Annotated in this window: 7 protein-coding genes; 4 read left to right on the forward strand and 3 right to left on the reverse strand. The window is 61.7% G+C overall.

Features of this window, described 5'->3' with window-relative positions; all coding sequences use genetic code 11:
• Window positions 1-212: 212 nt before the first annotated feature.
• From J6497_RS24140 to mdoH, 3 genes are all read left to right on the forward strand, one after another.
• Window positions 213-1,127, forward strand: coding sequence for a LysR family transcriptional regulator (locus tag J6497_RS24140; protein ID WP_225706774.1), 915 nt, complete (start codon window positions 213-215; stop codon window positions 1,125-1,127).
• A gap of 307 nt (window positions 1,128-1,434) precedes the next feature.
• Entirely contained in the window at window positions 1,435-2,889 is a 1,455-nt protein-coding gene (locus J6497_RS24145; protein ID WP_225706798.1) for a glucan biosynthesis protein G, read from the forward strand.
• A complete protein-coding gene (gene mdoH, locus J6497_RS24150; protein ID WP_225706775.1) occupies window positions 2,877-5,015 on the forward strand; it encodes a glucans biosynthesis glucosyltransferase MdoH in 2,139 nt (712 codons plus the stop codon). Before J6497_RS24145 ends, mdoH begins: the two co-directional genes overlap by 13 nt.
• Window positions 5,016-5,027: 12 nt before the next feature.
• Here the strand turns inward: mdoH and J6497_RS24155 are convergent, their stop codons facing one another.
• Window positions 5,028-7,343 (reverse strand): sensor histidine kinase, encoded by a 2,316-nt coding sequence (locus tag J6497_RS24155; protein ID WP_225706776.1) that lies wholly within the window; start codon window positions 7,341-7,343, stop codon window positions 5,028-5,030.
• Window positions 7,344-7,528: 185 nt separating this feature from the next.
• Window positions 7,529-8,902, reverse strand: coding sequence for a cation-efflux pump (locus J6497_RS24160; RefSeq protein WP_225706777.1), 1,374 nt, complete (start codon window positions 8,900-8,902; stop codon window positions 7,529-7,531).
• Window positions 8,903-10,829: 1,927 nt separating this feature from the next.
• Here J6497_RS24160 and J6497_RS24165 point away from each other — a divergent pair.
• Entirely contained in the window at window positions 10,830-11,246 is a 417-nt protein-coding gene (locus J6497_RS24165) for a hypothetical protein (RefSeq protein ID WP_225706778.1), read from the forward strand.
• Between the two features lie 112 nt (window positions 11,247-11,358).
• Here the strand turns inward: J6497_RS24165 and petA are convergent, their stop codons facing one another.
• A complete protein-coding gene (gene petA, locus J6497_RS24170; protein WP_225706779.1) occupies window positions 11,359-12,012 on the reverse strand; it encodes a ubiquinol-cytochrome c reductase iron-sulfur subunit in 654 nt (217 codons plus the stop codon).
• Between the last annotated feature and the right edge of the window lie 1,097 nt (window positions 12,013-13,109).

Below are 13,109 nucleotides of genomic sequence, written 5' to 3' on the forward strand. Positions count from 1 at the left end.
TCACTCGCTCCTATGAGAGTTGGAATCGATCGAGATATCAATAAAGCTGTCTCATGCTGCGATCGTGAACGGCGATCGATTTGGATGTAAAATCGATCGATATGGAAATAGAATTGGTAGCAGAGCACCCTGCCCGGTGCGGCTTTTTCTCGTGTTCGCGGCGATGGTGATCGTTATATTCAGGTTGGCATACCAGAGCTGATGAGGCCCATTTGATCGACAAGCTTGAACTCCTGTTGGCGCTCGCAAAGGAGCGGCATTTCGGCCGCGCGGCGGAGGCGTGCGGCGTCACGCAACCGACGATGTCGACGAGCCTCAAGCAGCTCGAGGACCTCCTCGGCGTGATGCTGGTGCAGCGCGGCTCTCGCTTCCAGGGCTTCACCCCCGAAGGCGAACGCGCGCTCGATTGGGCGCGGCGTATCGTCGGCGATGCCCGCGCGATGCGGGAGGAGATCAACGGGCTGAAGCACAAGCTCTCCGGTGAGATCAGGATCGCGGCGATCCCGACTGCGCTTGGCATGGTGGCTTCGCTGACCACACCGTTCCGCGCCCGTCATCCCGACGTGCGTTTCCGCATCCAGTCCTGCACCTCGTCCGACGTGCTGGGCCTCTTGGAGAACTTAGAGGTTGATGCCGGGCTGACCTATATCGAGAACGAGCCGATCGGCAAGGTTCGCACCATCCGTCTCTATGGCGAGAGCTACCGGTTGCTGACATCGCCTGACGCCATGTTCGGCGATCGCGAGACTGTCACGTGGAGAGAGGTCGGCCAGGTGCCACTCTGCCTTTTGACGCCCGACATGCAGAACCGCCGCATCATCGATCGCGCACTTCGCTCGGTCGGCGCGGAAGCAACGCCGACGCTAACCTCGAACTCGCTGCTCGTGCTCTACACCCATGTGAAGACAGGACGCTGGGCCAGCGTGATGCCGGCAAAGCTTGCCGAGACGCTCGGCCTCGCCGATGCCGTGCGCAGCATTCCGATCGTCGATCCCGTGGTGAACTACAGTATTGGCCTGGTGATCCCGCAGCGCGACCCCATGACACCCTTGATCGCCGCGCTGGTCCAGGTCGCGCGCGAAGTCGCTCCCACGTTGGAATCGGTATCGCCGGAGCCTGGCGCATGACCAGCGTATCATTACCGCCTACCCGCCAGTCGCAGCGTGGGTTGTCAGCAGGCTGACTGTCTTTCCAACTCCCATTTGAATCGCCGCTCAATTCCTGCCGTTCTCGCGGCCGAATAGCGGCAGAATGCTGATTGTCCCCAAAGCTCAAAGCGATGATCGCCTGAACTGAAATCTTTCCTCGCCCTGCAGCATCGAGGGGAACTTGGCGACGGCTAGGCTGTTGCAATGCCACGCCTCGTTCAAACATGCAGGAGTTCCCGTGAATCGTCGCCAGCTGCTGCAAGGCTCGGCAGTGCTGCCGACACTCATGCTCTTTCCGGGAACCGAGACGGCCGCGGCCGTTCCGTTTGACCCATCTACCGTTCGCGAGCTCGCGCGCGGCCTCGCGAGCAAGTCGTTCGAGGCTCCCGACGAAAAGCTGCCCGCGGAGCTGAGCGATCTGAACTACGATCAATACCGCTCGATCCGCTTTCTGCCGGAGCGCGCGCTGTGGCGCGCTGAAAAGCTGCCGTTCCAGGCCCAGTTCTTTCACCGCGGCTTCTTCTACAAGAACAAGATCAGCATCTTCGAGGTTGTCGACGGGCAGGCGAACCAAATCCCCTATCGCAAGGAAGACTTCTCGTTCGGCGACAAGGTGCCGGCGTTCAACGATGCCGATCTCGGCTTTGCCGGCTTTCGCATCCACGCGCCGATCAACAGGCCCGACTATTTCGACGAGGTCTGCGTTTTCCTCGGCGCGAGCTATTTCCGTGCGGTGGCCAAGGGTGAAACCTACGGATTGTCGGCGCGGGGATTGTCAATCGACACCGGCGAGGCGAAGGGAGAGGAATTTCCCCACTTCAAGGCGTTCTGGCTGGAACGCCCCGCAGCCAACGCGACCTCGCTCGTCGTCCACGCGCTGCTCGACAGCAAGAGCTGCGCCGCGAGCTACCGCTTCACCTTGCGGCCCGGTGCGACCACTGTGTTCGACGTCGAGATGTCGCTTTATCCACGGGTCGATCTCGAGCACGCGGGGCTGGCGCCGATGACCAGCATGTTCTTCTTCGGTCCCAATGACCGTAACGATGTCGACGATTTTCGCCCCTCCGTGCACGATTCCGACGGGCTCGCAATTTTCAACGGCAAAGGCGAAAGCCTCTGGCGTCCCCTGAGTAATCCGAGGGATCTTCAGGTCAGCACTTTCCAGGACCTCAATCCACGCGGCTTCGGGCTGATGCAGCGCGAGAAGAGATTCGCCGCCTACGAAGACATCGAGTCGCGATTCGAAGCCCGCCCGAGCCTCTGGGTGGAACCGATCGGCGATTGGGGCGAGGGCGGCGTCGTGCTGATCGAGATCCCTACCAAGGAAGAAATCCACGATAACATTGCCGCATTCTGGCGACCCAAAGCACCGCTGAAGGCCAAGAGCGAAAACAATTTCACCTATCGTCTGCATTGGGGCCCGGATGTGCCGAAGCCTCATTCGCTCGCCCGCTTTGTCCGCACCGGCATCGGAGCGCGTGGCGAGGACAGCAAATTGTTCGTGATGGATCTGATCGGCGATGCCTTGAAGAATGTCGATCCCAACAGCATCAAGGGCGTCGTGACCGCCGAGAAATCCGAGATCACCAACATCGTCACGCAACCGAATCCCGACACGGGCGGATGGCGGCTCAGCTTCCAATGCGCGGTGAAGAAGGATACGCCCGTCGAGTTGCGGGCCTTGTTGATGCAAGACGATAAACCTCTTTCCGAAGTGTGGATTTATCGATGGGCTCCGTAGCGACGGAGTCGCCGCTGACGCCGGACGCGCCGACCGACGGATTCTTGCCGCGCGAATATCCGCTCGAGATGACCCAGTCGGACTTCCGCCGCGCGCCGCCGGCGACGCGGCAGCCTGTGCCGGTGGCCTCGGCCATGTGGCTGCGGCGGACATTTGTCTTGGTGGCCAGCATCGCGCTCACCGGCGCCGGCGCCTATGAGATGTACAAGGTGCTCGAAGTCGGGGGCGTGACCGTCCTGGAATGGATGGTGCTTGCCCTGTTCGTGACATTGCTCGCCTGGATCGGCTTCTCGTTTGCGTCCGCTCTCGCCGGCTTTTTCGTCCTGCTCGGCCGAAAAGGCAACACACTGCAAATCTCAACTAGCAGCGCCTTGCCTGACATCGCAAGCCGGACGGCGGTGCTGCTGCCGACCTACAATGAAAACGAAAACCAGTTGGTGGCTCGGCTGCGCGCGATCTACGAGTCTGTTGAGGCGACCGGTTATGGGGCGCACTTCGATTGGTTTGTGCTGAGCGATACCACTGATCCCGATATCTGGATCGCCGAGGAGCGCGCCTTCCTGAACCTGCGGCAAGCCTGCGGCTCCGATCGACTCTATTACCGTCACCGCGCCAATAATGTCGCACGCAAGTCCGGCAACATCGCCGAGTGGATCTCGCGCTTCGGGAGCGGCTATCAGTTCATGATCGTGCTCGATGCCGACAGCCTGATGACGGGCGACACCATGGTGCGGATGGTTCATGCGATGGAGGCGAACCCTGCGGCCGCCTTGCTGCAGACATTGCCGATCATCGTCAATGCGCGAAGCCTGTTCAGCCGCCTGCAGCAGTTTGCAGGCCGGCTTTACGGGCCGATGATCGCCGCGGGCGTCGCCTGGTGGCACGGCTCCGAAGGCAATTATTGGGGGCACAATGCCATCATCAGGGTGCGTGCATTCGCCGAGGCTGCGGGGCTGCCGGAATTGCGCGGGCGAAAGCCGTTCGGCGGACATATTCTGAGTCACGATTTCGTCGAGGCCGCGCTGATGCGACGCTCTGGCTGGGGCATCTATATGGCGCCGACGCTCGGCGGCAGCTTTGAGGAGGTGCCCCCCTCGCTTTTGGATTTCGCGGCGCGCGACCGGCGATGGTGCCAGGGAAACCTGCAGCATCTCGCCGTGTTGCCGACGCGTGGACTGCACTGGATCTCGCGCCTGCATTTCATGACCGGGATCGGCTCGTACATCACGGCGCCGCTCTGGTTTACGTTCCTGCTGCTCGGCATCCTGATCTCGCTGCAGGCTCGCTTCGTCCGCCCGGAGTATTTTCCGAAAGGGTTTGCGCTGTTTCCCAACTGGCCGGCGCAGGACCCGGTGCTCGCGGCCTGGGTGTTCGGTGGCACCATGGCGCTTCTGATCGTGCCGAAACTGCTCGGCTTCCTGTTGCTGTTGACGCAACGGGAAACGCGACGTCGTTTCGGCGGGGCAATTCGCGCTTTCATTGGTGTCATCGTCGAAGTGCTGATCTCCGCCATGATCGCACCGGCGATGATGGTGTTCCAGTCGATTGCGGTGATTGAGATCCTGATTGGCCGCGATGCCGGATGGCAGACACAGCGTCGCGACGACGGCTCGGTCGAACGACGCGAGCTTTATCGCAAATATGGAGTGCCCACAGCCTTCGGCGTGCTGATGGCCGCAAGCGCCTACGCCGTCTCTCTGCCGCTGCTGCTCTGGATGTCGCCGGTCATCATCGGCCTGTTGTTCGCGATTCCGCTCGGCGCCTATACGGCGAAGCCGCGGATGAAGGCGCTGTTTGGGACGCCGGAGGAAGTCGCGCCGCCGGCCGTGCTGACCCGCGCGAACGAGTTGGCAGCATCGCCTTCGGTCGATCGCGGCCGCGCGCTGGTCGAATTGCGAGCCGATCCGTCATTCCTGACGCAACATCTGCGCTCGCTTGCCCCGCCGAAGCGCCGGCAACCGGAGGAAATCGACCCGCAGCTCGCAACCGCCCGCGCCCGCATCGAAGCCAGCGACACCTTCGAGCAGGCGGTCGCCTCTCTCTCTGCCCGCGAGACTCTGGCGGTGTTGAACGACAGGACATTGCTGGAGAGTGTCCTGAAGTTGGCTCCGGGAAAAGCCGCCTGAAGCGCGGACTCCTTACGCCGCCGCCCGCATCCTCGCCGCGCACGCGTTGCGCGGCAGCGTGACGCGGACGACGGTGCCGACGCCGAGCTTCGAGCGCAGCTTCATCGAGCCGCCGTGCAGGCTGGTCAGCGAGCGCGCGATCGCAAGACCGAGGCCCGAGCCCTGGTACGTCTTGGTGAGCTGGCTCTCGACCTGCTCGAACGGCTTGCCGAGGCGCCGCAGCGAGTCCTGTGCGATGCCGATGCCGGTGTCGGCGATCAGCATCACGATGCGATCGTCCAGCATCTGGCTGCGCACGATCACACGGCCATTGTCGGGCGTGAACTTCACCGCATTGGAGAGCAGGTTGACGATGATCTGCTTGATCGCGCGGCGATCGGCCACCACGGAAATCGTGCTTTCGATATCGGCATCGAGCGTCAGCTTCTTGGCCTGCGCGCGTCCGGAGACCACGCGCAACGATTCCGCAAGCGTCTTCGACAGATCGAGCGGCTCCAGGTCGAGCTTCATGCGTCCCGCCTCGATCTTCGACATGTCGAGGATGTCGTTGATGACGTCGAGCAGATATTTGCCGCTGATGAGGATGTCGTGACAATATTCCTGGTACTTGTCCGAGCCGAGCGCGCCGAACATGCCGCTGCCCATGATCTCGGAGAAGCCGATGATCGCGTTCAGCGGCGTGCGCAGCTCGTGACTCATATTGGCGAGGAACTTCGACTTGGCGGCGTTGGCCTCCTCGGCGCGGGTCTTCTCCTGCGAGTATTTCTCCGCGAGGTCGGCGAGTTCGATCGCCTGCCGCTCGAGCTCGGTCTGCGAGCGCTTCAGATCAACGACGGTGGCGCGCAGGCGCAGGTCGTTCTCGACGAGTTTCTGCTCGTGCTCCTTGATGCGGGTGATGTCGGTGCCGACGGAGACATAGCCGCCGTCCTTGGTGCGGCGCTCCGAAATGTGCAGCCACTTCCCGCCGTCGAGTTGCGCCTCGAAGGTGCGTGCGCCCGGCATCGGCGCGCCGGTCTCGTGGAGGCGGGTGCGCACCTCCGGCATGCTGCCAACCTCGATCACCGTCTCGTAGGAGGTGCCTGGAGCAACGGCCGAATCCGGCAATTTGTGCAGACGCTGGAAGTGCGAGTTGCAGAGCACGAGGCGATCCTCGGCATCCCAGAGCACAAAGGCTTCCGGAATGGTCTCGATGGCGTCGCGCAGCCGCAAATCCGCTTCCACGGTCTTCTCGGCCAGGCTCTTCTGCTCGGTGATGTCGACCGCGATCCCGATCAGGTGCAACCCGCCATCGGCTGCGGTGAGGCTGAGCTCGCAGCGCACCCGCAGCCAGATCCAGTGGCCTTCGGTGTGCTGCATGCGGAACGACTGGTCGATGTGGTCGATCTTGCCGGAGATGAGCTGGTCGGCGATCTCGAACAGGTTGATGTCGTCGGATTTCACCAGCGCGTTGACCTCGCCGAAGGTCAGGAGGTCGTTGCGGGATTCGAGGCCGAGCAGCGTGAACATCGACTGCGACCAGAAGATGCGGCCGCGCGAGAGGTCCCAGTCCCACAGGCCGCAGCGGCCGCGGTTGAGCGCGGTGTCGATCCGGCCGCGGACCGCGTCATTGATGAGATCGCCTTCGCGCGCGCGGGTCGACTGCCAGTGGAAGGCGAAGCCGAGGATGAGCACGACGAAGCCCGTGGTCGCCGAGAGCGTGACCGAGAGCGCGGCGTCCGATCCCCAGATCGGCTCGTTCGTCTCCTGGACCACGATCACCCGGCCGGGCAGCGACTTCACCAGGACCGAGATCGCCAGCGCGCCGTCGCCGTTCGGCAGGATCATGTCGGTGAGGATGCCCTGCTGGCTCGGCGCGGTGAGCAGCTGCGCCGTCGAGACGATGTCGAGCACATGGTCATTCTCGCCCAGGCCATCGATCGGGGAACGGGCGAGCACGTGGTGATCGGCGCCGGTGACGATGACGTGACGGCCCCTGGCGATGCCCCAGGAGGGAATGAGATCGGGCAACAGGCTCTGCAACTGCTCGACATTGCCAAGGCGCTCGCGTCGGCTCGACGTCAGGCGATCGAGCCGCTCGGCGAGGATATCGGAGAGGGCAGCGAGGTCCCGCTTCAGCGCGGCGCGCTTCTGCCGGCTCTGGTCGACCACCTGGACGAAGGCGCCGAGGCAGATCGTGATCAGGAAGGCGATGATCAGCGTGGGCACGGCCCGGCGCAACGCAGGCTCCGCGGTCAGGAGCCTGTGGTAGTCAGGTTTCGCGATCGATTGCGCCAATCCCTTGATCGAATCGGATTGGACGCACGCGTTCGCCGCATGCGCACGCGCCATGCCCTAGACCCCCACCGCAATCTGATTTGCCACACGGTTCGGAAGCCGACCCCACGTCGCTCCCGAATCAATGTGATTTGAATCCAGTTTTTCCGGTGTGTCGAGAGTCAACGATTCGTTAATGCGAAATAATTCTTGTCCAAGGAGAATCGAGGCGAGTCCGAAACGAGAACGTTGCCGCACCGCTACGCGCGCGGCGGCTCGGCGTGGCTGATGACGCGCTTGATGGTCGGGAAGGCGCGGCGCAGGGCGCGCTCGATCTCGTCGACTCCCTCATGCACCTTGATCACGCTCATCGACGGCGCGGCACGGCAGTGGAAGTTGACGATCTCGCCGGCGTCGGAGTCACGGACGCGCACATTGTGGATGTCATGGATTGGGCCATCAGCGGCAAAGCGCGTCAGCGCCTCCTTGATGGTCTCGACGCGAACAGGAGCGGCGTCGCTGCCCCACGGCAATTCGGGCTCGAGCGGCTCGATATGGGTGTCGACCTCGACATCCTCGCCGAAGTCTTCGCGGATCGAACGCTCGAGATCATGGGCGATGGCGTGCGCTGCGGTGAGCTCCATCTCGCCGTCGACCTCGAGGTCGATGCTGACGATCAGCTTCTCGCCAAGCGCGTGGACGGTGACGTGATGGATGGCAAGCCCGGAGTTGCGCGCGATCACCATGATGCGCTCGCGCACGCTCTCATTGTCGTGCGCGACCGGCACCGCGGTGAAGGTGAGGTCGGCATCGCCAAGCACCTCAGTGACCGCGGCCTGGGCCGTGCGCTTGATCTCTTCGACGCGGTCGATCGGGATGGTACGCGGCACCTTGGCAATGGCGTCGATGAAATAGGTGGGGCCGACCATGCGCACGCGCAGCCGCTCGACCTCGACGACACCGGGGACGCTCTGGATTGCCGCGATCGCCTTCTCCAGCGCGCCTTCCGGAGCCCGGTCGGTGAGCGTCTCCACGGTCGAGCGCGCCATCCGCAGGCCGAGCAGCGCGATCATGACGGCGACGGCGATGGCCGCGGCGGCGTCGCCCCACCAGAAGCCGAGGCCGGCCAGCACGAGGCCGATGATGACCGCAAAGGAGCCCATCACGTCGGAGGCGAAATGCAGCGCGTCGGCTGCGAGCGCCTGGCTCCTGGTGTCGCGCGCCGCACGATGCAGCGCCCGCGCCCGCCAGAGATTGACGAGGATGTCGATGATGAGGACCACGAAGGGGATCGCGGAGATCGACGGCGGCGGAGCGCCTTCGCTCAGCCGGCTATAGGCCTCGACCAGGATGCCGCCCGCGAGCACGTAGAGCAGGGCGATCACGCCGAGCGCGGAGATGCTTTCGAGCTTGCCGTGGCCGTAGTGATGCTCTTCGTCCGCCGGCAGGTCGGATACCCGCACCACCGCCCAGGTGATGATGGTCGCGACCAGGTCGATCGCGGAGTGCAGGGCCTCCGAGATCAGCGCCAGCGAGCCGATCGCGATTCCGACGACGAACTTCGCCGCGGCCATGCCGCCACTGGCAAAGACCGAGATCGCCGCGACCGAGGATTTGACGCTGTGAGCGCTCATGGGCTGCGGTGTAGCAGGGGATTGGTGAACATCAAGTGCCGTTCACGACACGCAATCGCCACTCACTTGCAACAGCAGGTGTGTTGCGAATTATTCCGAATCCAGAAGATGTCTTGCGGAAGTTCACCAGACGCATTTCAGATGCAGGTCCACATTCTCGCGGTGCGTTTCACCCGAGTTTTGCAAAATCATTCGCCCTAGAATTAGAGGGCGCAGGGAACGCCGGGTGCGCGCTGCACCCGCGGTCTCGTGTGCGTAAGTGCACAAAGAAGTGCACACGAGCATACAGGTTCAGCGGAGGCAGTCCGGCATTCCCTGCGCAATGGTTTTACGGCTTATATCGTGCTCTCCCCGGTGAGACCGGGCTTCTTGCCACCGTCGCCCGTGAGAGGCGTTAGCTTCTCACGAACTTGACGCCAGCGTCGGGGCGTCAGGACCACACGACTTCGCCGTCCGCCTCATGCGCACTCGTCCATTGCGCAATCCGCGTCCACCGCATCCCACCGCAACACTCGTGACGATCGCGAAGCGCCCCTCAATCGGGTGAGACGCGCGAACTAATAGACTGATTTCCATTTCGGAAAAACAGAAATATTTTTTCCGCGGGGACTGGACAGGTTTTTGCTGATTTGCCCGTCGGCTTGATTTGTCGCACCCAAAGCATCCACATCGTCATTGCGAGCCACCGGGTCGGCGCGTAGCGCCGCCCGATAACAGGCTCCGCGAAGCAATCCATAGCGCCCGCGCGTGGAGGCACGGATTGCTTCGTCGCAGAGCCTGTCATCGGGCCCGCCAGAGGCGGGACCCGTTGGCTCCTCGCAATGACGGGGGTTGTCATTCCGGAGCGACGCGAAGCATCGAGCCCGGAATCCGTCTAGCTAGATCGACGACACGCCAACTGATGCTCGAATACATGCGATGACCCGGCATCGATTAAATGCACCGTCACCGTAATTGGAATCCGCTAGAAGGCGGTGCCGACAGGCTTACACCGCAAGCTTGATCGCGGCCCGTTTCATAGTGGCGAGTTCGTAGCGCACGATTCGAAGCCCCCAGCTTGGGAGCTTGAATCACAACCGTCAGGTCAAACACAATGCTCGGGCCGGCAACCGTTTGGAGCAAAGCGGACATCAAGTGGTAGGCAGAGCCCGCGGAATCGGTCGAAAATGACCCTTTCCGGTCTTCAGATGTCGAAACCCATCCTTGTTGCCGCGGTTTCGTGATGGGTTTCGCAAATGCTCAACCGACCTACGGACCGGGTCTGAGACGGCCTACAACCGGCGTTGAAGCGACGAGCTTCGCTATTTGGGTATACAGTGCCACTCAAATTTCCCGTGCATCGTGTCAGCCATCTTAGCCACGACTTTACCAGCTCCTTGACACGATTGTTCCGTTTGAGACTCTGCGGTGCTTGTACTTGGAGTGCCGTTGGCTGCGACAATCACGTAGATGAGAATCCACATCTCAGCTCCTCCTGCCAAACTCTTGCGAATGATCGTGATTGTAGTCCGCCGAGCGAGGCGCAGTTTGCCGGGATTGCTGCTCTTGCATTATTCTTGCCAATTAAGCGCGTGCGCATCCCAATGCGAAGCGAACAATGCACATTTTCCGCTGTTGGCGCCCCTGATTGCAAGGGTGCAATCCAGTTGCGCAGCCGCTCGCCGTCGTCGCCGAGACTGTTACCTGCGTACAATTGAGCCTCAGTTGTAGATCGGCGTGGGGTCCCGACGCCGATCGGCGCCGTAAGCTCTTGATTCGTCTGACACCAGAGGGGTCCATCGTGGGCGCCGACACACAGCCGGTACGCGTAACGTGAAGTTGCGTTGCATCGCACATCGCGAAACCTATTTGTACCTAGTGGAGCAGGTTTACGGCTGCTGCTGCAGCGGGGGGGTGTCGCATATGCAGCCGACTCAAGGAGGCTGACATGAACAGTCCGCTTGATCTCGACAACCCTCGCACCACGGATCGACTCCATCCAATGGTTTACGCCGCCCTCGCGGGTCTTGCGGTATGGCTGGTCGTGGCCGCATGGGTCTTCTTCTCCGGCGGAGGATACATTGACCTCGACCTCGGTGTCGTCAGCGTCCTTGTCGTCATGTTGATCGCCATCCCTTCCGCCCTACTTTCGATCGGGCGAACCTTCAAACTCTCCGATCCGAATCGCATCAGTAGCGGCAAGTTTCGTGATTGGATATCGGGTGATTTCGATATGCGGCAGGGCCGGCGGACAAGCATGAGTGCAGCCATCGAGATCCTGTTGCCGATGATGGCTGCGGTGCTCGGTATCACGGCGATCGGCATCGTGTTCGATTTGACCGCAATGGGTACCCACTTGCACTAGTAGGCATATCGTCCATGTCTCGCAACACTCCGGTGAGACCCGGAAGTGGTCCGAACGCATCACAGCGGGCTGGCGAATGCGCAAACTACTTCAGACCAACATCGAAACGGATCTAGATCTGGCTGATCGAAGCAAAATCAAAATGTTCATTCGGCGGGTTCTCGCCGATGCGGATTCTGGTATCGCTCACCAAATGATAAGGTGGGACCGGGAGGTTGTAGGGCGCCGGGACCCCGCGAAACACGCGTCCCGCAAGATCATACTTGGAGCCGTGGCACGGACAGAAATAGCCGCCCGGCCAATTCGGTGCGGGCTGAGTTGCATTCTGCTGAGGCTCGAACTCTGGAATGCACCCGAGATGAGTGCAGATGCCGATGATGACGCCATACTCCGGCTTGATCGAACGATGCCAATTCTCCGCGTAAGGCGGCTGCTGCAGTTCGGATGAACGGGGATCGGCCAATTGCGCGAGCAGCGCGGGATCCCTGAGCGTCTGCAACGCCTTCGGCGTGCGATGGGTCACGAAAACCGGTCTGCCCCGCCATCGCACCGCGACCTGTTGGCCCGGCGCGACCTTGTCGAGATCGAGCTCGATCGGGCCGCCTGCAGCCAGCGTCGAAGCGTCCGGATCCATTTGGCTGACAAACGGGACAATCGATGCCGCGACACCGATGGCGCCGAAAGCCGCGGTTGCGATGTACAGAAAATCGCGACGTGTCGTTTTACCGGACGGAGCAACGGTCGGGATGAAAGTTTGTTTGGACATGGCGAACTCCTCGTGTCGACAGGGCACCGACGGCGGAGGCGTTGTGCTCGGTCGAACTCAGCGATGCCCCAAGACTGTTCAAAGCCGGCTAGATCACCTGATAAACGAAGGCCAAGTCCATTTAACGGAAGCCATGTCGTGATGCCACCACCCGTTTTGCAGTGTCGATTCACCGCGAACATTCTCAGACGAAACGTGGTGATGCTTCGCATCATTCCAATATCCGCACGCGCAATTCGCGCTATCCTTACGCATTTTTAATTTCTCGCACGAGCACGTGTCTCGCTCTCGGGCCTGTGGCAACACAGCCAACTATCGGGAAGTCCTGGCGCTTGCGGCCACCAACCCCGCGATCGACATCAACGACATCGCCACCGCGACCCAGCGTGATCGGCCCAAATGCGGCTTCTACATCAATCATCGAACAGCAGATCGTGAACGACGCCGAGCGGATCACCGCGCGATGAACCGAGGCGCGAACTTCCGCTCATGGCCCATCGCGCCATTTAGCTGTCAAACGGTAACCGCGTCGCTCCAAGGGGCACAGCGGACATTGCTTCGCTGCGTTGCACCGGCGGGTTCATGAGAACACGGCCCAATCTGGCCCGGTCCGGGCCGGAGGACCGTGCGGCCTTCCCCCTGGATCGACGATCGCCAACTGATGCTTGAATACATGCGATGACCCGGCACCGATTAAATGCACCGTCATTGGAATCGGCTAGAAGGCGGCGCCGACAGGCCTGCACGTGAGCTTGAATCACAACCGTCAGGTCCAACACAATGCTCGGGCCGGCAAGAGTTTGCAGCAGAGCGGGCATCAAATGGTAGGGCAGAGCCCGCGGAATGGGTCGAAAATGACCCATTTGCGGCATCAGGCGGAGCGCCATCTGCCGCCTGCCAGGTACCATTTCCCGCTAGCCGACCGACCGCAAAGTGCTAGTCTCCAGCCGTTGTCACGCGGGTCACATGAAAGGGCTGAGGTTCCGCATCATGCCCGAGTGAGAAGGCGTCGCCTCTAAACCAAGATGAGCGCCTCCAATATGTCTCGAAATCTGGCTGCACTCCTTTGTAATTGAGGCTTATCCGATGCAAGCCTG

It is taken from the genome of Bradyrhizobium cenepequi (assembly GCF_020329485.1).
GTDB lineage: Bacteria > Pseudomonadota > Alphaproteobacteria > Rhizobiales > Xanthobacteraceae > Bradyrhizobium > Bradyrhizobium cenepequi.

Bases quoted from the DNA above. Each gene is read 5' to 3' on its own strand.
- J6497_RS24145 (WP_225706798.1), top strand. From the start codon at position 1,435: ATGCTCTTTCCGGGAACCGAGACGGCCGCGGCCGTTCCGTTTGACCCA.
- mdoH (WP_225706775.1), top strand. From the start codon at position 2,877: ATGGGCTCCGTAGCGACGGAGTCGCCGCTGACGCCGGACGCGCCGACC.
- J6497_RS24155 (WP_225706776.1), bottom strand. From the start codon at position 7,343: ATGGCGCGTGCGCATGCGGCGAACGCGTGCGTCCAATCCGATTCGATC.
- J6497_RS24160 (WP_225706777.1), bottom strand. From the start codon at position 8,902: ATGAGCGCTCACAGCGTCAAATCCTCGGTCGCGGCGATCTCGGTCTTT.
- J6497_RS24165 (WP_225706778.1), top strand. From the start codon at position 10,830: ATGAACAGTCCGCTTGATCTCGACAACCCTCGCACCACGGATCGACTC.
- petA (WP_225706779.1), bottom strand. From the start codon at position 12,012: ATGTCCAAACAAACTTTCATCCCGACCGTTGCTCCGTCCGGTAAAACG.